This is a genomic window from Streptomyces sp. DSM 116793, from assembly GCF_057320905.1.
This window is the reverse complement of the sequence record NZ_CM170494.1, coordinates 4,387,806-4,413,214: the sequence shown is the minus strand read 5'-3', so window position 1 is coordinate 4,413,214 and position 25,409 is coordinate 4,387,806. Positions and strand designations below refer to the sequence as shown.

At 73.0% G+C, this 25,409-nt stretch carries 19 protein-coding genes, 3 tRNA genes and 2 pseudogenes; 10 read left to right on the top strand and 14 right to left on the bottom strand.

The window, feature by feature from the left end:
• Positions 1–204: 204 nt before the first annotated feature.
• Positions 205–291: transfer RNA gene (locus ACSMXW_RS17090), tRNA-Ser, on the top strand.
• Positions 292–375: 84 nt separating this feature from the next.
• A pseudogene (locus tag ACSMXW_RS17085) lies at positions 376–933 on the top strand (transposase family protein); the annotation flags it as partial.
• Positions 934–1,143: 210 nt separating this feature from the next.
• On the opposite strand, the gene ACSMXW_RS17080 reads toward ACSMXW_RS17085, so the two are convergent.
• The 3 genes from ACSMXW_RS17080 to ACSMXW_RS17070 are packed head-to-tail and all read right to left on the bottom strand — an operon-like array spanning position 1,144 to position 3,739.
• Positions 1,144–1,887 (bottom strand): ATP-binding cassette domain-containing protein, encoded by a 744-nt coding sequence (locus ACSMXW_RS17080; protein ID WP_485807462.1) that lies wholly within the window; start codon positions 1,885–1,887, stop codon positions 1,144–1,146.
• On the bottom strand, positions 1,884–2,480 hold the full coding sequence (locus tag ACSMXW_RS17075) for a hypothetical protein (RefSeq protein ID WP_485807460.1): 597 nt from the start codon (positions 2,478–2,480) through the stop codon (positions 1,884–1,886). The genes ACSMXW_RS17080 and ACSMXW_RS17075 overlap by 4 nt, the downstream gene beginning before the upstream one ends.
• On the bottom strand, positions 2,459–3,739 hold the full coding sequence (locus ACSMXW_RS17070) for a DUF7224 domain-containing protein (protein ID WP_485807459.1): 1,281 nt from the start codon (positions 3,737–3,739) through the stop codon (positions 2,459–2,461). Before ACSMXW_RS17070 ends, ACSMXW_RS17075 begins: the two co-directional genes overlap by 22 nt.
• Positions 3,740–4,611: 872 nt before the next feature.
• On the opposite strand from ACSMXW_RS17070, the pseudogene ACSMXW_RS17065 reads away from it, so the two are divergent.
• Positions 4,612–5,485: pseudogene (locus ACSMXW_RS17065) on the top strand (IS5 family transposase).
• Positions 5,486–5,541: 56 nt separating this feature from the next.
• On the opposite strand, the gene ACSMXW_RS17060 reads toward ACSMXW_RS17065, so the two are convergent.
• The 3 genes from ACSMXW_RS17060 to ACSMXW_RS17050 all read right to left on the bottom strand — a co-directional run bounded on the left by ACSMXW_RS17060 (position 5,542) and on the right by ACSMXW_RS17050 (position 7,921).
• Positions 5,542–6,021: a hypothetical protein gene (locus ACSMXW_RS17060; protein WP_485807457.1), complete on the bottom strand. Its 480-nt coding sequence runs from the start codon at positions 6,019–6,021 to the stop codon at positions 5,542–5,544.
• Between the two features lie 339 nt (positions 6,022–6,360).
• Positions 6,361–6,780: a pyridoxamine 5'-phosphate oxidase family protein gene (locus ACSMXW_RS17055; RefSeq protein ID WP_485807455.1), complete on the bottom strand. Its 420-nt coding sequence runs from the start codon at positions 6,778–6,780 to the stop codon at positions 6,361–6,363.
• 250 nt (positions 6,781–7,030) lie between these two features.
• Positions 7,031–7,921: a bifunctional DNA primase/polymerase gene (locus ACSMXW_RS17050; RefSeq protein ID WP_485807453.1), complete on the bottom strand. Its 891-nt coding sequence runs from the start codon at positions 7,919–7,921 to the stop codon at positions 7,031–7,033.
• 1,017 nt (positions 7,922–8,938) lie between these two features.
• Between ACSMXW_RS17050 and ACSMXW_RS17045 the strand changes: the two genes are divergently transcribed.
• Together ACSMXW_RS17045 and ACSMXW_RS17040 are read left to right on the top strand one after the other, a co-directional pair.
• Entirely contained in the window at positions 8,939–9,610 is a 672-nt protein-coding gene (locus ACSMXW_RS17045; protein WP_485807452.1) for a SigE family RNA polymerase sigma factor, read from the top strand.
• Positions 9,611–10,179: 569 nt separating this feature from the next.
• Positions 10,180–11,847 (top strand): long-chain fatty acid--CoA ligase, encoded by a 1,668-nt coding sequence (locus ACSMXW_RS17040; RefSeq protein WP_485807451.1) that lies wholly within the window; start codon positions 10,180–10,182, stop codon positions 11,845–11,847.
• Between the two features lie 284 nt (positions 11,848–12,131).
• Here the strand turns inward: ACSMXW_RS17040 and ACSMXW_RS17035 are convergent, their stop codons facing one another.
• Positions 12,132–17,258 (bottom strand): PAS domain-containing protein, encoded by a 5,127-nt coding sequence (locus ACSMXW_RS17035; RefSeq protein ID WP_485807449.1) that lies wholly within the window; start codon positions 17,256–17,258, stop codon positions 12,132–12,134.
• A gap of 468 nt (positions 17,259–17,726) precedes the next feature.
• On the bottom strand, positions 17,727–18,173 hold the full coding sequence (locus ACSMXW_RS17030) for an SSI family serine proteinase inhibitor (protein ID WP_485807448.1): 447 nt from the start codon (positions 18,171–18,173) through the stop codon (positions 17,727–17,729).
• Between the two features lie 195 nt (positions 18,174–18,368).
• On the opposite strand from ACSMXW_RS17030, the gene ACSMXW_RS17025 reads away from it, so the two are divergent.
• Positions 18,369–18,459, top strand: a tRNA-Ser gene (locus tag ACSMXW_RS17025).
• A 306-nt stretch (positions 18,460–18,765) separates the two neighbouring features.
• Positions 18,766–18,838, top strand: a tRNA-Arg gene (locus ACSMXW_RS17020).
• A gap of 584 nt (positions 18,839–19,422) precedes the next feature.
• Here the strand turns inward: ACSMXW_RS17020 and ACSMXW_RS17015 are convergent.
• Genes ACSMXW_RS17015 through ACSMXW_RS17000 form a run of 4 tightly spaced genes read right to left on the bottom strand, consistent with a single transcriptional unit; the run spans position 19,423 to position 21,482 of the window.
• Positions 19,423–19,893 (bottom strand): hypothetical protein, encoded by a 471-nt coding sequence (locus ACSMXW_RS17015; protein ID WP_485807446.1) that lies wholly within the window; start codon positions 19,891–19,893, stop codon positions 19,423–19,425.
• The gene (locus ACSMXW_RS17010; RefSeq protein WP_485807444.1) at positions 19,890–20,093 is read right to left on the bottom strand and encodes a hypothetical protein; all 204 of its coding nucleotides are present in this window, start codon (positions 20,091–20,093) and stop codon (positions 19,890–19,892) included. The genes ACSMXW_RS17015 and ACSMXW_RS17010 overlap by 4 nt, the downstream gene beginning before the upstream one ends.
• Before the next feature lie 53 nt (positions 20,094–20,146).
• Entirely contained in the window at positions 20,147–20,971 is an 825-nt protein-coding gene (locus ACSMXW_RS17005) for a YcaO-like family protein (protein WP_485807443.1), read from the bottom strand.
• Between the two features lie 28 nt (positions 20,972–20,999).
• Positions 21,000–21,482, bottom strand: a complete 483-nt coding sequence (locus ACSMXW_RS17000) for a DUF5994 family protein (protein WP_485807442.1) — start codon at positions 21,480–21,482, stop codon at positions 21,000–21,002.
• A 196-nt stretch (positions 21,483–21,678) separates the two neighbouring features.
• Here ACSMXW_RS17000 and ACSMXW_RS16995 point away from each other — a divergent pair, with 196 nt between their 5' ends.
• A complete protein-coding gene (locus tag ACSMXW_RS16995) occupies positions 21,679–22,002 on the top strand; it encodes a hypothetical protein (protein ID WP_485807441.1) in 324 nt (107 codons plus the stop codon).
• 68 nt (positions 22,003–22,070) lie between these two features.
• On the opposite strand, the gene ACSMXW_RS16990 is transcribed toward ACSMXW_RS16995, so the two are convergent.
• A complete protein-coding gene (locus tag ACSMXW_RS16990; protein WP_485807439.1) occupies positions 22,071–22,553 on the bottom strand; it encodes a pyridoxamine 5'-phosphate oxidase family protein in 483 nt (160 codons plus the stop codon).
• Between the two features lie 157 nt (positions 22,554–22,710).
• Between ACSMXW_RS16990 and ACSMXW_RS16985 the strand changes: the two genes are divergently transcribed.
• The gene (locus tag ACSMXW_RS16985; protein ID WP_485808098.1) at positions 22,711–23,103 is read left to right on the top strand and encodes a protein-tyrosine phosphatase family protein; all 393 of its coding nucleotides are present in this window, start codon (positions 22,711–22,713) and stop codon (positions 23,101–23,103) included.
• A gap of 119 nt (positions 23,104–23,222) precedes the next feature.
• On the opposite strand, the gene ACSMXW_RS16980 is transcribed toward ACSMXW_RS16985, so the two are convergent.
• Entirely contained in the window at positions 23,223–23,990 is a 768-nt protein-coding gene (locus tag ACSMXW_RS16980) for a sulfite exporter TauE/SafE family protein (protein ID WP_485807437.1), read from the bottom strand.
• Positions 23,991–24,603: 613 nt separating this feature from the next.
• Here ACSMXW_RS16980 and ACSMXW_RS16975 point away from each other — a divergent pair.
• The gene (locus ACSMXW_RS16975) at positions 24,604–25,350 is read left to right on the top strand and encodes a response regulator transcription factor (protein WP_485807436.1); all 747 of its coding nucleotides are present in this window, start codon (positions 24,604–24,606) and stop codon (positions 25,348–25,350) included.
• Positions 25,351–25,409: the final 59 nt, after the last annotated feature.

The window sequence follows — 25,409 nt, the reverse complement described above, 5'->3', positions numbered from 1 at the left end:
CACAGGAGGCCGGCCCACCGAGCCCGCCGGCCGCCTTCGGCCACAGCACCACGCCCACCCGGCCGAACGACCACTTCGGCGCCGCCCGACCACCGACCCTCCCCCGCACGACCAGGACCTCCCCCTCCCCGCACCACCAGGACCGCCCCCTCCCCCGACCCACCCGGTAGTCTGTACCTGCCCCGCCCAGCCGGGCGTCGGCAGGGAGGCGTGCCCGAGCGGCCGAAGGGAACGGTCTTGAAAACCGTCGTCGTGGCAACACGACCGTGGGTTCAAATCCCACCGCCTCCGCGGTAGTTACGGCCCCTGACCAGGCAAGACGGTCGGGGGCCGTTGGCATGGGTGCTACCCGCCCGGCACCGCTGTTCCCCGCACGGCTGGCCCCTGCGTCGGGTGGCGGAGCGCTTCCAGGTCTCGCCGACCACCGCCCAGTGGTGGTCCGACCGCTACCGCGCTCAGGGCCGGGCCGGGATGAGTGATCTGTCCCCCCACCCGCGCGCAAGCCCGCGCCGCACCCCGACCCAAACCGAGCGCCGGATCACCAAGGTTCGCATCCTGCGCCGGTGGGGACGGGCCCGTGTCGTGCACCTGCTGCACCTGCTCCTCGACCGTGCACCGCGTGCTCACCCGCTACCGCCTGGCCCGCCTCGCCCATCAGGACCGGGCCACCGGCCGTCTCATACGCCGCTACGAACGCGACCGCTCCGGCGAACTGATCCATGTCGACAGCAAGAAACCCGGCAACATCCCCGACGGCGGCGGCCACAACGTCCTCGGCCGGGCGGCCGGCCGCAGGAACCGCACGAACGCCGGCTACAGCTACCTGCATACCGCCCTCGACGACCACTCCCGCCTGGCCTACAGCGAGATCACACCGACGAGAAAAAGGAGACCGCCACCGGCTTCTGGAACCGGGCGCGAGCCTTCTTCGCCTCGTTGATGTCAGCCATGGATGTCACCGCATCGGCTCACGACCTCAGCGCTTGCACGTGGACGTTCCGGACGTGCAACTGCTCCGGCTCATTCCTGAGCCCGACGATGCTCGATCTACGCCACTTTCGGGAGCCAGGGACCCATGCCTATGGATCATGCAGGCAGTTGCGACGTGAGGCATCGTCTCCCGCATCCGGGGTGGTCGGCCTGTCAGGCGGCGATGCCCCGGCTCCGGAGCAGTTCGGTGTAGGCCGCCTCGGCGGCACGTCCCGCGAGAGTGCCGGGTGGGGTGTGGGTCAGAAACGTGCCGGTGTTGCCGTGGTGGAGGACCGTCCCGGCGTGCACAACGGTGACGTGGTCGGCCTCCTCCGCGAGGTCGGCGACGTCGTGCGTGGACAGCAGCACCCGCACGTCGCCGGTCAGGCCGCGCAGGATGTCGCGGAAGACGCGGCGCTGGTAGGGGTCCATGCCGGCGGTGGGCTCGTCCAGCAGGAGGATGCGCGCGCCGTGCACGAGTGCCCCGGCCACGCCGACGCGTCGCATCTGGCCGCCGGAGAGCCGGCTCGTGCGGGTGTCGGTCTGCTCGGCCAGGTCCACGCGGGCGAGGGCTCTGCGGGCCTGTTTCCAGGCGTCGGTGCGGTTCATGCCCTTGAGCCAGCCGATGTAGGCGACGTACTCGCGCGCGGTGAGCGTGGGCATGGGCGCGATGTCCTGCGGCATCCAGGCCACGGCCCGCCGATATGCCGCGGTGCCGGCCGGCGCGTCGTCCAAGGTGACGTGTCCCTTCTGCGGCCGGGTCACCGAGGCGGCGAGCTTCAGCACGGTGGACTTGCCGGCGCCGTTGGGGCCGAGCAGGACGGTGAGGCCGTCCGGCAGGGTGTAGCAGAAGTCCCGCAGCACGGGGCTTTTCCAGCGCCGGTAGCCGTAGGTGCAGTTGCTGAGTTCGAGTGTCACGCTGTCTTCCTCGACGTGCGGATCTGGGCGGCGAGGCCGACGGCGAACGCCACCAGGGAGACGGTAGCCGCGAAGAGGTTGTCCGCGGGCAGGGCGACAATGGTCCAGGTGTGCGGCACGTTGGCGTGGAACCCGGTGAGCGTGACGAAGAACAGCCACCCCACAGGGATCATGACTGCCGCCTGACCGGCCCACGCCCGCCCCAGCAGCATGAGCCCGGCCAGGAAGGCCGCGTTACGGCCAGCGCAGGCGGCCGTTGCCGTGCCCTGCACGGCTGAAATGAGAAGGCCGCACAGGATCCCCGCAGCCAGAACCGTGGTGATGAGTACGCTGTCGAGCCGGTTCACGGACCGGACCGCGGAGTCCTCGGCTGCGGAAAGCCGGGATTCGAGGACCGTCATGAGGAGGGCGAGCAGAGGGACGGGAACGAACACGGAGAGTGCGATCTGGGTGTTGCCGGCGAGTGCGGGCAGGATCACCGTGACGTCCTGCACCGCGAAGAGGGTGGCTGCGAAGACGACCAGGGCGAGCGGCAGCAGAAAGTGCCCCCGTCGGGCCTTGAACCACCACCTCACCGCGACGTCGCCCCGCATGTGTCGAGCGATCGTCTGACCCATGCGGCCTGTTCGGCTTTCGGCTCGGCCAGTACACGGGCCACGTCAGCGTGCACCTGCTTTTCCAGCTCCTGAGCTCGAGGGTCTTGGTCCTCTCGCTTCCGGTACTTTCGGTACTGCTGCTCCTGACCGGTTTTCATGGCCGCCCACAGCCAGACGGAGTGGGCGGTACGGGTGTCGACCTGGGTACAGCGGAAATGCAGGGAACGCGCCACGATCTGGTATACGGCATCACCGCTTCGTACCGGGCCGGTCAGGATCATGCGCCAGTCAGTCGATGTCGAGGGTTTCCCTGAACGGTGGTAGGTATAGCTGTCGGTGATCAGCCGGGGTGGTGCCGGAACAGCCCCGGCGTCATGCAGGACGCGCAGTGCCTTTGCGGTGTCGCGCTGGAGCTGCGGCAGATAGCGTGCGTTGTACTCCGGTACGCACATGCGCGGCGCGCTGCCCGCGCACGTCATGGTCACGTGCCCGCCGGTCACCGGCGGAGTGGCCCGCCAGCCCTCGGCCGTGTGGTAGGCCCCGAAGACACCACACACGGCGACCGCGGCCGCAACCACGACTCGGAGCATCCGCCATCCGTATGGCAGCCAGAGGATCGCAAGTCCGACGGCAATCCCACCCGCGAACAGCACGGGCACCACAACGGTGACCAGTTTTGGCACCTCGCCGATGCCGAAGATGCCGAACTCCCCGGAGACATGGCGAGGCCAGTACGGCTGCACCGCCACGGTGAAGGCCACGATGATCCAGTCGGCCACAGCCACGATCGGTGTGGCGATGACCCGGGAAATCCTGTAGCCGACGGCGAATCCGACGACGGCATGGACGACACAGAGCACCATGGCGGCGCAAGGTAGCCGCAGGCTGTCTAGGGTGGGTATGGTTGCCGACCGTGCAAGTGAGATCGCCGGAGGAAGCAGCAGAACGAGCCAGGAGAGTGCAATCACGGGGGCCAGCACATTGGCCGCAATCCGGTAACGAGAACGCGCCGGGGCCAGCGCCCATATGCGTGCGTTCTTCAAGCCCCCGCTCTCCCAGCAGGCAAGAGCCGCTGCCACCGCATACGCCAACGCATACAGCGAATCCAACGGTTGGGCGACGATGGCAAGCGCGTAATGGTAATGACTTGAGAGAGGGGCCGTCTCTCCCACAACGTAGTAGAAAAGTGTGAGCAGGAGGGTGATGGGCGCGGCCCATCGCATGCATCCGCCACGCAAGGCGGTAATGAACTTCACGGAATCCCACCGAACCAGTCGTCGACTACGCAGGGCGCCCTGGCGGGGCACCCTGGCGGGACGCCCTCGGAGCTGAAGCTCGGCCAGTGCCGTCGGCCTTGGTGGTATCCACGGTGAGCGAACCCACGGTGAGCACAGGACCGGCCGTACCCGATCCACCGATCTTCATAATCTCCAAATAATAATCCAATTGCACGTCCGTGGAGTGCGTCGTGGCGTCCGTACGGCAGTCGTGGAAAGTAATCTGCGAGTACAGCTCATCCTGCCAGCGCCGGGATTCGAAGCCTGGGCTGGCAGCGATAATGGAGCTGGTCCAGCTGGCTTCGGCGGTGGGAGCAAGGGCGAGAGTGATCATCGCTGCTGTGCCGAGCGCCATGGATATGCGTCTACCGTGCTTAATTTCTCTCTTCTCTCCGGGAATCCTGGTAAAGCGAATGCGAAGGTAGCTTGGGAGTGATAAACCGGACACATGGCGGTCTCGCCATCTCCGCAATGCGCAGCACTGGCCCAGACCAGTCATGGCGCGTGATTACTGTAGAGGAGGGCACATGTGTTCGGCTCCATTCGTCAAGGCGTGACGGAAAATCGACCTCACGCGCCCATGGCGAATCCACCTCTCAGCGGTATCTCCTCGCCCCCGCGCCTGCGCGCTTGCCCTACATCGCAGCGTGACGAGGCAGTGAAGGGTGGGCCGTGAACTTGGCTGAAGTGTGATCACGCGGAAACGTCGAGGTGAACGATGCGGGTGGGATCCGGGGTCGTCTTCGATGAGGGCAGAGAGGGAGCGCGGCAGACGGGCCGTGGTGGGGACTGTGCAGGCCCCACCTAGGGCGTGTTTCAGAAGTGGATCTTGATGTGTCAAGATCCACTTCATGGGGAGGCACGACCTGACGAATGCGCAGTGGGCGAAGCTGGAGCCGCTGCTCCCGGTCGGGAAGAAGCCCGGACGGCCGCCGGTACACACCAAGCGGCACCTGATAGACGGAATACGCTGGCGCACCTGCGCCGGTGCTCCCTGGCGGGACGTGCCCGAGCGGTACGGCCCGTGGGAGACGGTGTATGGCCTGTTCCGGCGTTGGCAGCGGGACGGCACCTGGCACCGCATCTTCGAGCAGCTGCAGGCCCGGGCCGACGCCGAGGGACTGATCACCTGGGATGTCTCGGTGGACTCGACCGTCGTTCGCGCCCACCAGCATGCGGCTGGTGCCCGCAAAAAGGGGATCTGCAGATCGAGCCGCCCGGTGGTGTCTTCGCCGAGCCCGACGACCACGGGCTCGGACGCTCCCGGGGCGGGCTGACCACCAAGCTCCACCTGGCAGTCGAGCAGGCCCAGAAGCCGATGTCACTGGTGATCACGGCCGGACAGCGCGGTGACTCCCCGCAGTTCCAAGTGGTCCTGGGTGTATCCGGGTGCCCAGGCTCGGGCCCGGCCGCCCGCGCACCCGGCCGGACAAGGTTCGTGCCGACAAGGCGTACGGCTCCCGCGCGAACCGCGCCTACCTGCGCAAGCGCGACATCCGCTGCACGATCCCGGAGAAGCGCGACCAGATCGCCAACCGCAAGAAGCGCGGTTCCCAGGGTGGTCGGCCGCCGAAGTTCGACGCCGCGGATTACAAAGAGCGCCATGCGGTGGAGTGCGGCATCAATCGCCTCAAGCGACACCGAGCAGTGGCAACGAGGTACGACAAGCTCGCCGTCCGCTACGAGGCGACCGTGCTGGTCGCGGCCATCAATGAATGGCTGTGACCTGCACGGTGGCGGGGACCTCGCGAGGCTGCGACGAGCTCAGGGCTGGTGACACATCACTCGATTCCGAGGGGTCCGATGCCCAAGTCCTCACGCATGAGGCGACGCATCTGCGCCATAGCCTTGCGTCGCCGCTCTATCAGGGGCGCCTCGTCGGCGGAGCCGACAGCCACTCCACGGGCATAGGCGTCGCGGATCGCGCGCAGGCGTTGGAACGCCTCGTTCCCCGCCTCCACGACCTGCGGGGGGCCCACGAGCCAGAGGCGTTCGCTCGCCGTGTAGACGCCGGTGCCGCGCACGGCTTCCCGCACCGCCGCGTCGCGTGCCGACTCGGACATGTGGTCGCCCAGGGCGACGGCCCGTATCTCCTCACCCGCGGCTTTGAGGGCGGAAACATACTCCGTGTAGACCTCGCGCCGTACTTCCAGAGCGTGCCTTGCTTCCTCCCGCCGCCACCGGTTGCGGTCGGCGATCAGAGTGGCTGCGATGCCGATGACGGCACCGCTCAGTGTGGAGAGCAGGGGCGTCCAGTCCATGTGTCGCAGCTTGTCGAAACCGGTGCGCTGGCACCAGTGCTTTCGCTACGCATGGCTGTGACCAGCACTTCGAAACACGCCCTAGCTAGCCCACGGAGGGGCGGTGGTGGTGCTGACCTCAGCGCTCTTGCACCCCACTTCCCACCTCAGCTCTCATCCCGTCTGCCGTCGACCCGCACGCAGTGGAGCGGGCGCTCGACCTGGGTGGTGGTCGGGGGCCGTCGGCGTGTGTGGGGTCATCGTGGGGGGCCGCTGAGTCCCGTGGCTCATCGGTGGGTGGGGCAGGAGTGGGGGTCACCTTGTGCGGTTGGCGGTTGGGCGGTTTCGTTCGTCTCCGTCTCACTGGGCCGTGCCCGTGAGGAGCCAGTGGGTTGTCTGGATCTTGATCAGGACGCGGCGGTCGGTGTGCGATGTGGTTGCCGTGACGTCCCATGTGTACTTGGCCTGGAAGGCCGATGTGATGTCCGGGGGGAAGTCGGTGTGGAGGACGGTGGCTGTTCCTTCGGCGACGACCGGGTGGGTGGGGTTCTCCAGGGCGAGGGAGACTCGGGGGTCGGCCGCGATGTTGCGGGTCTTCACCGCGTGGGCGTCCGCGCCGATCCACCAGGCGGGGGCCGGGGCGGCGGTGTCGGTGCAGACGAACCAGACCGGTGTCACGTGGGGGGTGCCGTTCGGGCGCAGGGTGCAGAGCCAGGCGTTGCGTTCCTCGGCCAGGCGGGTGCGCACGGCCGGGTCCGGGGTGCGTGCGGGTCTTGTCACATGACGTATTCGAACAGGGGGTTCCGGCGCGCGCATCGGGCGACGGCTCGTGCGTGCGTCCTACGTCTTCCGGCGGGGCGCCCTCGGCGGCGGTGGTGTCCGGGTGCGGCCGGTCTGCGGGGGTCTGCGGGGTCTGCGGTGGCGCGTGTGGCCGCGCGGGTGCCTCCACTGCCTGCCGCCGGTGTCCCCCCTGCCTGCCGCCGGTGCCCCGGCCGGCCGCGGGTTCCTTCACCCCAGGCCGCGGCTGCCCTCACCCCCGCCCGCGTGTGGCCGTCAGGCGGGCGGCTGAGGCGATGGTGGTGCGGGCCTCCTGTTCCGTGAGGCCGGTTTCCAGGGCCGCGGCGATCAGGGGGGCCGTGAGCGTCTCCGCGAGGCCGTTCTCGTGGGCGCGGCAGGCGGCCCAGAACAGACGGGTGTTCCGCTGGCCTTCGTGCGAGGCGAGCACGAACTGGACCAGGCCCGCGCCCCGCTGCTCGGCCGGCACGTCCGGCCCCGGCACCGCCTGGTACGGGCGCGTGGGCGGCAGCAGCAGGCGCAGGAGCGCGGGCGGGCAGGGCGCCGGCCGCAGGTGCCCCGTGCCGGGCACGGCGCTGTACACACCGCGCGCGGTGAGGGACCCGGGGCCGACCAGATAGCCGCCCGCCCCCCGTATGTCGATGCCGGGAGCCAGCCGGCCCACCGAATTGGGCACCGCCACGTCGGGTGGACCGCTCAGCCACACATGGCGGCCGTCGCTCGGGGTGATCACCACCACGGTGGGCGGGATGGTGAACAGGTGCCGTAGTGCCAGTTCGCGGAGCGCGGCCGACGAGTCCGTGCCCGGCTTGGTGTCCAGGTCGACGCCGATGAGGTGGTGCGGCGCCACACCGCAGGCGATGCCGTACGCGGTGGCCCGGGGCGCGGCCGCGAAGAGGGCGCGGACCCGGTGCGGGTCGGACGAGGCGTCGTACACGCCGTGCCCGAACCGTCCGCACTCGCCGCGGCAGAGCGGGGGCACCGGCTCGTCGTGGTGCGGTGACCGCAGCGCCGGCAGCTTGTTGCGGGAGAGCGGGAAGACGGCCAGCCCGCGCTCGGCGGCGGCGAGGGCATGGGCGAGGGTCAGGGCTGCGGGGGGCACGGCATGCCGGTCGGTGGTGGGCATGGCGCTATTTTCGTACGTACGTTCGATAAAGGGAAGGGGGGTGGGTGGCGCGTGGGGAGGGATTCGGCCGGTTGGGTCGAACTGCTGTGTCGAACGGTGGGGAGGGCTGGACGGCCCGTGGGGGCGGGGACAAGGGCGGTTCGCCCTCGGGGCGGGGCGGGGTGGGGGGCGGGCCTCGGTTCGTACGCGGCCGGCCGTCGAACGGCGTCCCCGACGCGGGTGGCGCGGGGAGCACGGGAGGTTTACGGGGATGGGATCACGCTTGCGAGCGAATCGGGACGCTGGAGGTGGTTCGGCCGGTTCCGGTGGGCAACTCTGAACTCGCAACGCCGTGATCACCGCATCCGGTGTGGTGATCGTCCGTTGTCGGCCCGAGGGACGGGGAGTTGGGAAGCGTGCGGAATCCGGGAGTTCCGAGGCGCGGGGAGCCGGTGTGGGGGCCGGTGACCGGGGGCCGGAGGTCGGGGGCGGGGTTCGGGGGTTGAGGAAATCAGGGGAGATCAGGGGAGACCAGGGGAGATCGACGGGACCGGAGGAGATCGAGGGGACCGGAGGGGATCGGAGGGGATCGAGGGAGGCCACGAAGGAGATCAGAAGGAAGCAGAGGTGGTGGCGGGGAGCAGGGCCGTAGGGGAATTCCGAGGTCTGTTGGGACGGACGCCTGAGGAGGTGGTGACCGAGGTCATTCATGGGGGTGGTGTGAGGGACTGCGCGGCGGTGCACGACGCACCGCCGCGCAGTCGCGTACCGGGACACCGGCGGGTCACGAGGTGGGCCGAACCGGGTGTTCAGGCGCCGTGCGCGGGAACTCCGGCACCGTGCGCGCGAACGCCGGCGCCGTACCTGGGAACTCCGGCACCCGACTCCGGCCGGGCCTCAGGGACGACCCGCAGGGGACGCCGTGCCCGCCTCCACCCTCAGGAGGTGGAGACAGCCCCCCTCGTACAACCTGAGGGGGACAGCGCTTCGGGACCTTCGGCCGATCCGCAGGGAGGGGCACGAATCTAGCGTGGAGCCATGACCGTTCTTCTGGCGCCAGTCCGCACCAGTACCGCCACGACCACGGCCCGCGTGCCCGCGGCGGCCGCAGCTCCCGTGGTCCCCGCGGCGAGCCCGGCGCATCCGGCGCGCACGGCGCGGAATCCTGCCGTGCGCACGGCGCGCACGGCGCACGAAGCCTATGGGGTACGGCACACCTACCCCTCCTTCGCCTCGTACGTCCAAGCCCGTGGCCCCGTACTGCTGCGTACGGCCCGGTCGCTGACCTCCAACCCGTCCGACGCCGAGGACCTGCTGCAGACGGCGCTCACGAAGACGTACGTCGCATGGGACCGCATCGAGGACCACCGCGCCCTCGACGGCTATGTCCGGCGGGCGCTGCTGAACACCCGTACCTCGCAGTGGCGCAAGCGGAAGGTCGACGAGTTCGCCTGCGAGGAACTGCCGGAGCCGGAGACCGTCCCGGGCGAGGACCCCGCCGAGAGCCAGGCACTGCGGGACGCGATGTGGCGGGCGATCGTCAAACTGCCCGCGCGGCAGCGCGCGATGGTGGTCCTGCGCTACTACGAGGATCTGAGCGAGGCCCAGACCGCCGAGGTGCTGGGCGTGTCGGTGGGCACGGTCAAGAGCGCGGTCTCACGTGCCCTGAGCAAGCTCCGCGACGACCCCGAGCTGACCCCGGCGGCCTGATCGGTCCCCCAGGGCCGCCGACGCGCAAGTCCGCCCATGCGGTGAGACCGCCACGCGCAGGGCCGCCCATGCGGTGAGACCGCCACGCGCAAGCCCACCCAAGGCGGCCGACGAGCACGCTCCTCGCCTAGGCGCAAGCCCCCCACGCGCAAGCCGCGCTCCCGCGCGACACCCGGCCTCCGGGTGACACCGCGCAACACGCCACCGGGCAACGGCACGCCCCCCGCACGAGCCATGCAGAAGCCCGGGCGACCCGGGCGATCCGAGCGACCCCAGCGACCCGGGCGATCCGAGCGGCCCGAGCGGCCCGAGCGGCCCAAGGACCGAGTGACCGACCGACCCAGTGAGCGAGTGACCCTAGCGACTCCGGTGACCACGGCGCACCGGCGCACCGGTGCACGGCCGTCATGATCGATCATTGCCACGGGTAGTGACGTACCAGCCGGTATGCACAGACAATCGCCACACCCCTACTGCCGCGTAGGCGCCGCCCACCCACGCGCAGCCGCCCGTGCGTGAACTGGTGGACGGCCGCCGGCAGGTGTCGCGACGCCGCCCGGGAGGACGTTGTGCTGAGCACGATGCAGGACGTACCGCTGACCGTCACCCGTATCCTCCAGCACGGCGCGCTGGTACACGGCGCGTCCCGGATCACCACCTGGACTTCACAGGGCGAGCCCCGCCGCCGCAGTTACGCGGAGGTCGGCGCGCGGGTGGCGCAACTCGCGCACGCGCTCCACGACGAACTGGGAGTCCGCGGTGACGAGCGCATAGCCACCCTCATGATGAACAACGCCGAGCATGTGGAGGCCTACTTCGCCGCTCCGGCCATGGGCGCCGTCCTGCACACCCTGAACCTCCGGCTCCCCGCCGACCAGCTGGTCTGGATCGTCAACCACGCCGCCGACCGCGTCCTCATCGTGGGCGGCTCGCTGCTTCCGCTGCTCGCCCCGCTGCTGCCCAAGCTGCCCACCGTCGAGCACGTCGTCGTCTCCGGTCCGGGTGACCGGGCCGTCCTCGACGCCGCTCTTGAGCAGGGCCCGGTACGGCCCCACGTCCACGACTACGAGGAGCTGATCGCGGGCCGGCCCACCGCCTACGACTGGCCCGAGCTGGACGAGCGCCAGGCCGCCGCCATGTGCTACACCTCCGGCACCACCGGGGACCCCAAGGGCGTCGTCTACTCGCACCGTTCCATCTATCTGCACTCCATGCAGGTCAACATGGCGGAGTCGATGGCGCTGACGGACGAGGACACCAGCCTCGTCGTGGTGCCGCAGTTCCATGTGAACGCCTGGGGCCTGCCGCACGCCACCTTCATGACCGGCGTCAACATGCTGATGCCCGACCGCTTCCTGCACCCGGGGCCGCTCGCCGAGATGATCGAGACGGAGCGGCCGACGCACGCCGCCGCGGTGCCGTCCATCTGGCACGGGCTGCTGGCCGAGCTGGCGGAGCGGCCGCGTGACGTCAGTTCGCTCAGGCTGGTCACCATCGGCGGCTCGGCCTGCCCGCCCGCGCTGATGGCCGCCTTCGACGAGCTGGGGGTGCGGCTCTGCCACGCCTGGGGCATGACGGAGACCTCCCCGATCGGCACGGTCGCCCGGCCGCCCGCGCGCGCCCTCGGCACGGAGGAGGAGTTCGGGTACCGCGTCACCCAGGGGCGGTTCCCGGTGGGCGTCGAGGCGCGGCTGTCCGGCGCGGACGGTACGCGGCTTCCGTGGGACGGCCGGTCGGCGGGCGAGCTGGAGGTGCGCGGGCCGTGGGTCACCGCCGCGTACTACGGAGGTTCGGACGGCGAACCGCTGCGGCCCGCGGACAAGTTCAGTGCGGACGGCTGGCTGAAGACCGGGGACGTCGGCACCATCAGCCCGGACGGTTATCTCACCCTCACCGACCGGGTGAAGGACGTCATCAAGTCCGGCGGTGAGTGGATCTCCTCCGTGGAGCTGGAGAACGCGCTGATGGCGCACCCTGACGTCGCCGAGGCGGCCGTCGTCGCGGTCCCCGACGACAGGTGGGGCGAGCGGCCGCTGGCCACGGTCGTCCTCAAGGAGGGCGCCACCGCCGACTTCGCCGCGCTGCGCGCCTTCCTCACCGGCCGGGTGGCCAAGTGGCAGCTTCCGGAACGCTGGACGCTGCTGGAGGCGGTGCCCAAGACGTCCGTCGGCAAGTTCGACAAGAAGGTACTGCGGCGGCAGTACGCGGCGGGGGAGCTGGACGTCACGCGCATCTGAGCGCCGGGCGGGCCCCGGTCAGCGTGGGATCGCCCTGAGCAGCGTGCGGGCGAGGCCCCGGGGGTACCCCCGGGGCGCCCCACTTCCCGCGCCTGTCGGGGTGGCTCCCAACGGGCTTGTTCCCGGTCGGCCGGGCGCCGGCACCCGGCGCTGGACCCTGCCGTCGGCACCCGGCACCCTCGGCACCCGGGATCCGGCACCCGGCGCTCGACGCGCCGCCCGCACCGGCGGGCCCCGTCGGCCCGTCGGCCCGTCGGCCCGCCGGGCCCACCGGCCCGCACCTCCTAGTTCGTCCCGATCTTCGCCAGCAGGTCCACGATCCGCGCCTGCACCTCCCCGCTGGTGGAGCGCTCCGCGAGGAAGAGGACGGTCTCGCCGGCCGCGAGGCGGGGCAGGTCGGCGTGGTCGACGGCGGCGGTGTAGACGACGAGCGGGGTGCGGTTCAGCTGGCCGTTCGCACGGAGCCAGTCGACGATGCCGGCGCGCCTGCGGCGTACCTGCATCAGGTCCATGACGACCAGGTTCGGCCGCATCTGGGCGGCCAGCGTCACCGCGTCCGCGTCGCTGGCCGCGCAGGCCACCTGGAGGCCGCGCCGTTCCAGCGCCGCGGTCAGCGCGAGCGCGATCTCGGGGTGCTCCTCGATGAGCAGCACCCGCGGCGGGTGCTGCTCGCTGTCGCGCGGCGCGAGCGCCTTGAGGAGGACGGCGGGGTCGGCGCCGTACGCCGCCTCCCTGGTCGCCTGCCCGAGCCCGGCCGTGACCAGGACGGGCACCTCGGCCGCGACCGCGGCCTGCCGCAGCGACTGAAGGGCGGTCCTGGTGATCGGGCCGGTGAGCGGGTCGACGAAGAGGGCGGCGGGGAACGCCGCGATCTGCGCGTCGACCTCCTCGCGGGAGTGCACGATCACCGGGCGGTAGCCGCGGTCGCTGAGCGCCTGCTGCGTGTAGACGTCGGGGGCCGGCCAGACGAGCAGGCGGCGGGGGTTGTCCAGTGGTTCGGGAGGCAGTTCGTCGTCCAGCGGCTGCGGCGCGGGCTGGTCGGAGACCTCCACGGCGCCACCGGGACCGTCGAGCGGCTCGGGGCCCTCGTCGGCGTCCTCGTCGGGCGCGCCGATGGCGTAGGAACGCCCGGCGCCCTCGGACGCCGACGCCAGGCGGGTGTGCGCGGCGGGCGGGGGCGGGGTCGGCGTCTGCGAAGTAGGCCTGGCCGGGCCGAGCGGCGACGGCGTCCCCGCCGCGGGCGTCGCGGGCGTGCCGCCCTCCGCCTCGCGGGTGCCGAGCTTGCGGCGCCTGGCGGCGGCCTGGGTGGAGCCGGTGGCCTGGGCGGGGGGCTGGGCGGGGGGCTGGGCCTGGGCGCCGGGCTGCTGACCGGACTGCTGCGGGGGCTGCGCGGCGCCCGCAGGCGTGGTGGTGGCCTGCCGCGGCGGGTGGGACGGGCCCGGGGCCGGCGGGGAGGCCGGGGGGCCGGAGGGCGCCTGCGGCCGGCCGGTGCCGGGCTGCTCGGGAATCCGCCGCCCGAACGGCACGCCCTGCCCGAGGGTGCGCACGCTGATCGCACGCCCCTGGGTCGAGTCCGGGTCCGGTGCACCGGCCTGGGCGGCACCGCGGGCGGACGGTGCCGCCTGCTGCCCGCGGCCGACGCGCTCGGCGGGCAGGGGGGCACCCGACTGCGGTGTGCCCGGCTGGGGTGTGCCCGGCTGTGGTGTGCCGGGGTGGGGTGTGCCGGGGTGGGGTGTGCCGTGCTGGGCCGGGGGCGTGGGCGCGCCGGGCGCACCACCCGGGGCGGTCCCGGGGCCGGCGCCGGGGCCGGCGGACAGCTCGGGCCGTGGGCGCTGGTCCTGCGCGGCGGGCCCGGTGGGCGCACCGGGCGTGGCAGGCACGCCAGTCGCGGGCGCGGGGCGCGCGGGGCCCTGCGGTGCGCCGGTGCCGGCGGCCGGGACAGGCCCTCCGGATGCTCCCGACCCGCCGGGTCCCCCGGGCCAGGACTGGGCCGCCGGGTGGGCGGGCGCGCCCGCGGCCCCAGCTCCGGACCCAGTTCCGGCCCCGGCCCCGGTGCCGTGCCGCGGGCGGGCGGACTGCTGTGGCACGGGGCCGACGCGGGGATCGACACGGGGGTCCGCCTGGTGGCCGGGGCGTGCCGTCGCGGCACGGCGGCGGCCGGTGGGTTCCAGGGGGTGCGGCTCGGGCGGCGTGTGGTCGTCGGCGGGGTTGTGCAACGCCGCCGCGTGCCCACCGGTGCCGTCCGTGTCGGCGTCGGTGCGGTCCGCCTCCGCTGGCGGCAGCGCGAACATGGCGCGCGGGGCGGGGCCTTCGGCCGGTGTGCGGTCCCCGGCCGTCGCGAGCGCCCGGCGCGCACGGCGCCCGGAGGGCCCTCCGGCAGCAGTGTGCGCCACCCCGCCGCCCTCAGTACCGGACGCGCCCTGCGCGGCACCCGTGCCGTGCCCCGCGCCCTGCGCGCCGCCGCCCACCGGGGCGTCCGAGGGCTTGGCCAGCGGCACCGGCGAGCCCGGCGGAATCGCCGTACCCGGCGGAAGCACCGAGCCGGGCGGCACCGGGGCGCCCGCTGGCACCGGCGCGCCCGCAGCAGGTGCCGTCCCGTGCGGCAGCGGGCTGCCGGGGGCCACCTGCGTGCCCGGCGGCACCTGGACCGGTGCGCTGGGGGCCACCTGGACCGGTGCGCCGGCGGGTACGGGGACCGGGGCGCCCGGCGGCGTCTGGACCGGCGTGTTCGGCGGTACCGGAGCGGCTGCCGCAGGATCGGCGGCGCCCGGCGCCCGGCCTGCCGCGCCGGTGGACGGCCCCGCGGGCAGCGCGGGCGCGGGCGGCAGCGCCGGTTGGGCGCCCTGGGCGCCCTGGGAGGGTTGTGCGGACTGGCCCGGGAGCTCGGCGGCGGCCCGGCGCGCGCGCCGCCCGGTGGGCGCGGGCCCGCTCTGCGGCACGCCCTGGGGCGGCACCGCCTGGCCCTGGGCCGCGGCGCCCGCCGCGTGCTCCGCGGCCGTCGTGACGGCGCCCTCCGCGGGGCGCCCGCGCCTGCGGCCCGTACCGCCGGCCGGCGTGGGCGCCGCGCTGGGTGCCTGGGGAACCTCCTGGGGCTCCTCGGCGCGGCGGCCGCGGCGCCGCCCGGTCCCGCCCTTCGCGGGCGTCCCGGAACCGTCCGTGCCGTCGCCCCCAGCGGGCTCCTGCCCCGGCGCCCCGGTCGCGCCGCCGGCTCCGCCCGCCCCGCTCTCCAGGAAGGCGTCCACCGAGGACCGCCGCGCCCTGCGCCGCCCGCCCGTCGCCTGCTGGGGCAGCGCCAGTGCGGCGCCCGGCTCCTGGGCCGGTGCGGCCCCGGCGGCGGGGAGAGCGGCGGGCGCGGCAGGTCCGGCGGGCGCCGCAGGTCCGGCGGGGGCGGCAGGGCCGGCGGGCGCGCCGCCCGCCGCGGGATCGTCCGGGTAGGCCGCGGGAGCCTCCGGATAGGCGGAGGGGTCGGCCGGGTAGGCGGACGGGTCGTCGGGGTAGGCCGAGGGGGCGGTCGGGTACGCGGAGGGATCGCCTCCGTAGAGTGCGACACCGGCCCCTGACGGGCTCCCCGAGGAGCCGCCCTGGGAGTGGCCGCCGAGGGGCGCGCCCTGGGCGGGGTCGCCCAGGGCGGGGTCCGTGCCCGGGGGTTGTGCGCCCGGCACACCGGGCATCCCGGCCGCACCCGCGGGCGCCGCCGCGCCAAACCCGCTGGGCGCCGCCGAGCCCCCGATCGGCACTTCCAGGACGTACGCGGTGCCGCTCATGCCCGGCACCTCGTGCGTCTGCAGAACACCGCCGTGCGCGCGCACGATGCCGCGCACGATCGGCTCGTGCACCAGGTCCCCGCCGGCGTACGGGCCGCGCACCTCGATGCGTACGACGTCGCCGCGCTGCGCGGCGGCCACCACGATGGTGGAGTCCATGTAGCCGCCGGCCGTGACGGGCGCGTTTCCGGTGGCGTCCACGCCGGCCACGTCGGCGACGAGGTGGGCGAGCGCCGTGGCGAGCCGGTCGGGGTCGACCTCCGCCTCGATGGGCGGGGCGTGCACGGCGAACTGCGCGCGTCCCGGCCCGATCAGCTCCACCGCCCCGTCCACGCCCGCGGCCACCACGCCGTCGATCAGGACCGGCCGCTTGTAGAGCTGGTCGGTGCCCGCGTCGAGCCGCTGGTAGTGGAGGACGTTGTCGACGAGCGTGGTGATGCGGGAGTAGCCGGCGGCGAGGTGGTGCAGCACCTGGTTGGCCTCGGGCCAGAGCTGGCCGCCGTCGTCCTGGGCCAGCGCGAACAGCTCGTGGCGGAGTTCGTCGAGCGGGCCGCGCAGGGAGCCGCCGAGCACCGCGAGGAGCTGTTCGTGCCGCTCGTCCAGGGCCTCGTAGCGGTCCTTCTCGCGCTCGGCGAGCGCCGCGTAACGGTCCTTCTCGACCGCCAGCTCCTCCTCGTGCGCCTCGACGGTCGCCTCGAACGCCTCGGCGTGCTCCGCGCGCAGGGCGGCCAGCTCGGCCGCGTGCCGCTCGTTCAGTTCGGCCAGCTCGGCGGCGTGCTCCTCGCGGAGCCGTGCCAGCTCCTCGCGGTGCCGGGCTGCCTCCTCGTCCTTCTCGGCGGCCAGGCTGTCGTACGGGCGCCGGTCGGTGAACGTCATCACGGCGCCGACGAGCTGGTCGCCGTCGCGGACGGGGGCGGTGGTGAGGTCGACCGCGACCTTCTCGCCCTTCTTCGACCACAGCACCTGCCCGCGCACCCGGTGCTTCCGCCCGGACCTGAGCGTGTCGGCGAGCGGCGACTCGGCGTACGGGAACGGCTCGCCGTCGGCGCGCGAGTGCAGGACGAGGGTGTGCAGCTCCTTGCCGCCGAGGTCGCTGGCGCGGTAGCCGAGGATCTGGGCGGCCGCCGGGTTGACGAGCACCACCCGGCCCTCGGTGTCGGTGCCGACCACGCCCTCCGCCGCGGCGCGCAGGATCATCTCCGTCTGCCGTTGCGAACGCGCGAGTTCGGCCTCGGTGTCGAGGGTGCCGGACAGGTCGCGCACCACCAGCATCAGCAGCTCGTCGCCGGTGTAGCCATGGGTGTCGTACGCCGTCTGGCCGCGTTCCAGATTCGCGCTCGTGACCTCGACGGGGAACTCGCTGCCGTCGGTGCGGCGGGCCATCATCCGGGTCGGCTTGGTGCGGCCGAGCTCGTCCGTGGTGTCCGGGCGGCGCATCGAGCCGGGGATCAGCCGGGAGTCGAAGTGCGGCAGCAGGTCGAGCAGCCCGCGCCCGACGAGGGCGGTGCCCGGCGCCTCCAGGAACTCCAGGGCCATGGTGTTGGCGTTGACGACCGTGCCGTTGGCGTTGACCAGCACCAGAGCGTCCGGGAGTGCGTCGAGTATGGCTGCGAGGCGAGCAGCGCCTCGGGATGGCCTGCTGCTCACGACGACGCATCCTCCCTGTTACCGCTCCGTACTGGCCGCCCGGGCCATCTTGCCTCTCTGCCCGCAGCGTGTCACGCGAGCGAGTCTACGGGCAGCGGTTGCGCTCGCGACGCCGGATGAGCGGGTGTTGCGGGGAGGGCGCGGGTGGAAGCTGTGCTTCCTCGAACCCGTGCCTGGTCATGGCGGCCGTGGGGGCCGCCATGACCTCTGGCATGACCTCTGGCATGACCTCTGGGGGCATATGTGTGCGGTGGGGTTGTTCGGTGGGGTGTGGGCGGAGGGTTGTCCGGAGGGGGCGCGGGGGTCGTCCGGAGAGTTGTTCGGAGGGTGTGCGCGGGGTCGGCGGTGGGGCGTGCGCGGGGCTGCCCGGTCTCCTCGGGTGCGCTCCCCCGGGGCCCGGGGAGGGGCCGCGTGGAGGGGCCTGATCGCGCGTGCGTCCTATCGCGCGTGCGTCCGGCGGGCGGAGGGTCAGCTGGGGGTCACGGACGGTAGGACCGGGACGAGGGCGTCCCAGCGGTTGACCTCGCAGCCGTCTTTGCGCGTGAAGGTGGCGTCCACGGCGCGGCCCTGCCAGGTGCCGGTGACGTGGGCGGTGGCCGGGCCGCCGTACTGGAGGGTGCAGACGCTGCGTTCCGGCAGGGCGGCGAAGGGATCGCGGCCGTCCTGGAGCAGCTGCCCGAGTCTGCCGCAGGCGCCGACCGGGTTGGGGTGCGTACCGCCGTTCGGGCGGCATTCGAGGCTGTACGTTCCGTCGATGCCCGGGCCCGCGTCGGTGACCATGACCGTGAGCGTGTCGTGGTCGGCGAACAGCGGCGGCAGGCCCAGCGAGGGTGCGCTCTCCGCATGGGCCAGCGCGGGCGCCACGGACACGGCGGCGAGGGAGGCGGCGGCGGTGAGGGCGAGTCGGTGCAGCATGGCGGCTCCTGGGGTTACGGGTACGCCGGGGGCGTACGCGGCTTCACCGCGTCTAACGCCGAGCGCCCCGAGACGTTGCGCGCCGAATGGGCTTTGCCCTGTGGCCTGCCTGCCTAGTACCGTGGGGGCCGATTGGTGACAGCCCGCTCGGCTGTGTCATCATCTGCTCGCGCCGCGCTTGCGCGGGCGAGGTTTGGAGGCGTCGCCTAGTCCGGTCTATGGCGCCGCACTGCTAATGCGGTTTGGGGCTTAAACCCCATCGAGGGTTCAAATCCCTCCGCCTCCGCACCGTGATCCGAAGCCCCGGCCCCTGCGGCCGGGGCTTCGGCGTGTCCGAACACCGCCCGCCCGACCCGCCCCCGATCCGGGGCCCGCCGCACCGCCCCGCCGCCCCGCCGGCCGCCATCCGCCCCGCCTCGCCCGCACCGACCCACCCGCCGGACGGCGTCCCCCTCCCGGGGGAACAAATCGCAGGTCAGCCTGGGTGACCCAAACGGATTTCGCCTGACGGCACGGGTCATGTAATGTTGTTCCCGCGCAGCGGACGGGGCGCGGACCCCGGACGAAACCAGCGCAGCACAAGAGAACACGGGCACTCGTAGCTTAACGGATAGAGCATCTGACTACGGATCAGAAGGTTGCAGGTTCGAATCCTGCCGAGTGCGCAGCACGCCAGGGGCCCCGGAGCGATCCGGGGCCCCTGGCGTTTCGGGGGGCGTACAGCGGCGAAGTACAGCAACCCGGCGGAGGGCAGCGACGGTCTCAGCCGGCGGTACCCATGGCGTCGGACGGCTTGCCGGGAGCGGCGCACCTCCTCGTCACGTGCCGCCGCATGGACCTCCACCCGCATGGCGATCCCCGAGTGCCTGAGGATCCGCTGCCCCACCCCTGGCCGGCATCATGGTGCTCCTGCTCCGCCACGGTCTGATCGCCGAGCGCGGCCCTTCGGGTGAACACCCAGCGCGACCAGGGGTGAGCTGCGTGTGTGCCGGGTGTTCCGCAGCGGGATCACCCGGAGGCCGGCGCGACGGGTGCGCGGTGCGAGCATCCGGGGCAGGTTTCCCGGCTCGGTCGGGGTTCCGTACGGCGTCCCGGAGACCAGGCCCCGGCTGCTGCGCCGTGGGACCCGGGGCGAGAAGGCAGGACTTGACTCCGACCTCGGTGGGTGGAACCGGACGGCAGCGGTGCGGCCTCCTGTTCAGAGACCGTAGTTGCACCCATGGACGCTCAGAGGGGTGATGTTGACGTGTCACGACGATGGAAGATCACGATCATCGTGCTGACCGCGGGAGTCGCTGTCGTGGTCTGGTGCTTGCTCTATGGGCCCTATTACTTCCTTCGCTGGGCCGACGACCCGGGCAAGTAGGGCACGCGCACGGGCGAGTGCCGGGTCTCGGCGGCGAGGATGTCGGACGGTGAAGCGGGTGCTCACCACGAGGGCGTCGACCGGCACCAGGGTGCCGTCGGCCAGGCGCATGCCGGTCAGGTGGCCGGCACGGGTCTCCGCAGCGGTCACCTCGCCGTCCACGACCGTGATGCCGCGCGCCGCAAGGAGCCGTTCCTCCTCCGCGGCGGGCCGGGGCGCGGTGTGGGGGAAGAACGTCAGGTTCGCGCTCCACTGCCGCCACAGCAGGGCCAGCTCCACGTCGTCCATGCCGTAGGCCAGCAGGCCGATCGCCTGGTCGCGCAGTTCCCATCCGTGGCAGTACGGGCACGTCACGACCCGGCGTCCCCACTGCTCGGCCAGGCGGGGATGTCCGGTAGCTCCTCGGTCAGGCCGGTGGCGAGCAGCAGTCGTGAGCCGGTGACGGCTGATCCGTCGTCCAGGACGGCGCGCAGCCCCTCGTCGTGCTTGTGCGCCGTCACCACGGTGCCCGGGAGGATGCGTCCGCCGTAGCCCTGCACCTCCGCGTGGCCCACGGTACGCAGGTGGTGCGGTGCTGCGCCTTCGTTGGCTTGTGGGATCGGCTCGTTCAGGCCCCGCGCGCGTGCACGGTCGCACGCGCTCTCGGTCCGGGCACGACGCAGCATCCCTTGGTGACGGCGAAGAAGCGTTCCAGGCCGGGGGTGAAGGCCGTGACCGTGGCGATGCCGTTGGGCTCGGTGTGCAGGACGTGGCCGTAGGCGCGGTGTCCGCGTCCGGCCAGCGCCTCGTCGAGCTGCCGCAGATGCCCGCGCGGGGTGGCCGGTGCGCGGGTCGGTGTGAACGGGGTGGGCCTGGCGGCGTCCAGGTGGGAGTCGAAGTCCGCCCGTGCGGCGGCCAGCAGCCGGGGATACGGCTCCAGGTCATCCAGCGAGGGCGGAGAGTGGTCTTCTTCCCTGGCCACCGCCGCCACCTGCACCAGCTCGCCGAGGGAGCGCTGGACGGCGTACTCGGCCGACAGGGAGGCGCCGTAGCCCTGCATCAGGTGGCCGCGCCACGGGGAGGCGTGGGCGCAGCAGGCCGGGACGCCCAGGTCGGTGGTCATGTCGAGCAGCGCGACCGGGCCGGCCAGGTACTGCTCGGCGCGGGCGTGGAGGGCCCTGAGGTGCGGGGGCAGGCTGTCGTGCTCGACCAGCCGCAGGGGTGCGGGTGTCGGGGAGAGGAAGGTGGTCACGAGCAGCAGGGAGTAGGCGTCGCGCTCGATCGCCTCCGCCAGGGCGTGGCCGAGGGCTTCGGTGGCGTCGGTGCCGATGGCGGTGCCGCTGTTGCTGCTGAACCGCTCCAGGGACAGGTAGCCGAACGTGTCCGCCACCGCCTCCTGGCGCTGCTGCGGCCTCAGCTCGAGGTACGCGGGGCTGTGCAGGAAGACGGGCACGTCCAGGGGCGGGGACGGCCTTGCGGGGTCAGGTCGACGGTTCCCGTGCTGCGCCGGCGTCGATGAGGAGTTGTTCCGGCTGGGTGACGTTGTCGGCGCGGACGGCTTGGGCCATCGCGGCGCGCGCCGCCTCCGGCGCCGTCTGCGGGGGGATCACCAGCAGCGAGAAGTAGTCCTCGTCGCCGCGCGTGATCAGGACGGTGTCGTCACCGATCGCGAACGAGTCGATGTGCACCACGCGGTCGTCGATGACCAGGCGGGTCGGAAGCTCTTCCCAGGCCGCCTCGTCCAGCCCCACCCGGGTGATGGGTCCGATGTGCCCGGTGAGCGCGCGGACCAGTGGGGGAAGCTCGGTGGCGACGGTACGGGAGCGCGGCCACCAGGCTCCGTCGAGGATGCCCTCGCGGGACTGTGTCGTCTCCAGGCGAAGGAGCGCCGTCCCGGGCCTGACAGCCTCGGGGACGCTGTTCGGCAGGCGCCGGGGAGCAGAGGATGTGCCGGAGTCGGCCATGGGAGTCCGCCCCTCTGCGTAGTCCTGGTAGTCCTTCGGGAACGGTTGATGCGCTGCAAGCCAGGTTACTCCGCTCACCTCATGCGGCCGGGGTGCGTGCCCGGCGGCCCACTCTGGGCAGCCTGTCCGACACGCAGAGCGCTCGCGGTCGGCCTACGCTGGGTGCTGAGTCCGTGCAGCACGGGAGGTGTCGTCCATGGGCGGGGAGCCGTTGCCCCCGGCGGGCCGCGCCGAGATCCGTGTCGTCGCGGCGACGCCCGAGGTGGCCCGTCGTGTCGCGGAGGTGCTCCGCCGCTGCTTCTCCGCGACCGAGCAGCGCAGCTACCCCGCCGGCGGCGAAGGCGGCACCCGTCTGCACCTCACCGTCGACACGACGCATCCCGCGGAGCCCGCACGATCCTGGCTGGCGAGCACCGAGTCGTCCTCCGATGACCGTTCCCAGGACGGCTTCCAGAACGGCTCCCGGGGCGGTGACCGTTCCCAGGCGGACGACGGTGACCAGGGCCCGGACCCGTCCTGAGCGGCAGGCCGGTACGGTGCCCCGCTCGCTCCGCCCCGGCGCCCGGGCAGGGGCCGGGGCCTCCCGGCTCACCCGGCCGAGGTCCAGCCCCGCCAGACGTCGACGTGGATGGTGATGACGGGACCGGTGGGAGGTGTCGTAGCGTACTGGGGGTACTTCTCGCGGAGGAGCGCCACGGCACGGCGGTGTGGCTCGCCCGTGTGGTGGATCTCCGCGCGGCCGTCGGCGCGGGCCCACCAGAGGGACGACCAGTCGGCGGTGTAGTGATCCGCGAGGACGGTCACGCGGGGGTTGGCCGCGATGTTCCGCAGCCGGCGGAGGCGGGCCGCCCCGCCCGTTCCGCCCGTCCGGCCCGTTCCGCCCGTCCGGTCCGTCTCGCCCGTTCCGCCCGTCCGTTTGGGCTTGTGGTCGATCGCGGTGTGGATCACGTCGTCCTGCACGGCGAACGTGATCGGTACGAGGTGCGGGACGCCGTCGGCGTCCGCCGTCGCCAGTCTGGCGACGGCGCAGGCGGCGAAGCGGGCACGGGCCTCGGCCGGGGACAGGTCCACGCGACGACCGTACCTGCCGCCTGCCGCCTGCCGCCTGCTGCCCGCGCGGCGTACCGCGCTCGGTGAACCCCGCTCCGGTGCCGTCCGCCATGGTTACGCTCGCGGTGTGAGCGACGGCGCGCGTACGGGGACGTGGGAGGCGGCGGCCGCGGGGGTGATGCGGCTGCCCTCCGGGCGGACGGTTCGGGGACGGGGGCTGCGGCGCGGGGTGCCGGAGGGGCCCGTTCCGGAGTTCGGGCTCTACCTGCTGGGGCGGGAGCCGGCGCCCGTCGGCTGGGAGAGCCGCTGGGTGCGCTGGCCCGACTTCCGTCTTCCCGCCGACCGTGCCGAGGCCGCCGGGGCGCTGCGGGAGGCGTGGCGGCGGGCCGCGTCCGAGCGGGTCGAGATCGCCTGCGGCGGCGGGTACGGCAGGACGGGCACGGCGCTGGCCTGCCTGGCCGTCCTGGACGGGGTGCCCGCGGACCGCGCCGTGGACTACGTCCGTGAGCACTACGCCCGCCGGGCCGTGGAGACACCCTGGCAGCGGTGGTTCGTGCGGCGCTTCGGGTAGTGCGGAGCGCACGTCGACGCCGGCGGCGGGGGAGGCACGGCTCGTTCTCGGTGGCTCGGTGGCTCGGTGGCTCGGTGGCCACGGCGGTGGGCGCTGACGGCGGGACGGGACGCCTGCCGTCAGCTCCACACGAGGTGGACCAGCGCCACCGTGCCGACCGCCACGATCAGGGTGCGCAGGACCCGGGGGCTCAGGCGGCGGGCCGCCCGGGCGCCGAGCCCGCCGCCGAGGGCCGAACCCAGGGCGATGAGGGCGACGGACGGCCAGTCGAAGGGGGCGACGGCGAGGAAGAAGAGCGCGGCGACCGTGTTGACGACGGCCACGAGGACGTTCTTGACGGCGTTGAGGCGTTGCAGGGGCTCGTCCGGGCCCAGGGACATGCCCATCAGGGAGACGTAGATGATGCCCTGGGCGGCGGAGAAGTAGCCGCCGTAGACGCTGGCGAGGGTCAGCCCGGTGAGCAGGAGCGGGCCGCCGTCCGGCCGGGCGGGGGCGTCGGGTCGGCGGCGCCGGACGTGCCGAGCGATGAGGGGCTGGCACGCGACGAGGACCAGGGCGATGCCGACCAGCACCGGAACGATCGTCGCGAACGCCGCCGCGGGCAGCGTCAGCAGCAGCGCCGCCCCCGTGAGGCCGCCCGCCAGCGCCCCCGCGCACATCCTCAGGATCCGGCGGCGCTGGCCGCGCAGCTCGGCCCGGTAGCCGAGGGCGCCGCTGAGGGAGCCGGGGATCAGCCCGAGCGCGTTCGAGACGGTGGCCGTCACCGGCGGCAGGCCGGTGGCCAGCAGCACCGGGAACGTGATCAGCGTGCCGGAGCCGACGGCCGTGTTCACGGCCCCCGCCGCGAGGCCCGCGCCGAACACGGCGGGCATCTCCCAGACCGTCATGCGCCCCTGCCTTCCGCTGCCGCACTGCCGTGCGGTGCCACAGTGGGCAGCGGCGTGCGGCGGCCGTTCCTTCGCCGAGATCCCATGCGCGGCACGTTAAGCGGCTGATTCTTCGATCCCGGACGAATCGTTCCGGCCGTGCGGCCCGGCCAAGGGGCCCGGCCAAGGGGCCCGGCCGTGCGGCCCGGTCATGCGGCCCCCGGCCATGCGCCCCGGCCAAGGGGCCCGGCCGTGCGATCCGGTCACGTGGCCCGGCCGTGCGGCCCTGCCAACGGGCCCGGTCATGCGCTCCGGTCATGCGGCGCCGTCCGGCCGCCGGGGGCCCCGAGACGGGCGCGGGGAATCGCGCGACCAGCCTCCACCGGCCGGTGGAGCCCCCACCGGCCGGTGGGCGGGCAAGCGTCCGCAAGGGGCTCGGCCCGGTGGCCCGCTGCGGCGGCGTCGTGGCTGGTCGCTCCCCACTGCCCGGAGGCCGTGCCAGGTGCTCCCGGTTTCCCGCGCCCCTTCAGGGCGCACGGCGCCTCCGGCGGCCCCCGCGCGCCGTTCGCGTTTTCTCAGGGAATTCACAGACAAGGCCAAGATCCCCTTCACGGAGGCCCAGGAACCTGAGGCCATGACCGCGACCACCTCGCCCCAGGGGCGTACCGAACTGCTCAGGCCGGACGGGAGGCCCGTCCGGGTGCTAGTCGTGGACGACGAGGCGTCCATCACCGAGCTGCTGTCGATGGCTCTGCGCTACGAGGGCTGGCAGATCCGCAGCGCGGGGGACGGCACGGGGGCGGTGCAGACCGCACGCGCCTTCCGGCCCGACGCCGTCGTGCTCGACATGATGCTGCCGGACATGGACGGCCTCTCCGCCCTCGGCCGGCTCCGTCGTGAACTGCCCGACGTACCGGTGCTGTTCCTGACGGCGAAGGACGCCGTCGAGGACCGGATCGCCGGGCTGACGGCGGGTGGGGACGACTACGTGACCAAGCCGTTCAGCCTGGAGGAGGTCGTCGCCCGGCTGCGCGGCCTGATCCGCCGCTCCGGCGCGGCCGACCGGCGCAGCGACTCCACGCTGGTCGTCGGGGACCTCGTCCTGGACGAGGACAGCCACGAGGTGAGCCGGGGCGGGACCAGCATCCATCTGACCGCCACCGAGTTCGAGCTGCTCCGCTTCCTCATGCGCAATCCGCGCCGGGTGCTCAGCAAGGCGCAGATCCTCGACCGGGTCTGGTCGTACGACTTCGGCGGGCAGGCCAACGTCGTCGAGCTCTACATCTCCTACCTGCGCCGGAAGATCGACGCGGGCCGTGAGCCGATGATCCACACGCGGCGCGGTGCCGGGTACCTGATCAAGCCCGCCGTCGCGGCGTGAGGGACGCGCCCCGTGGGGGCGCGCAGGACCGCCCGCCCACCCCGCCACCGGCCAGTGGT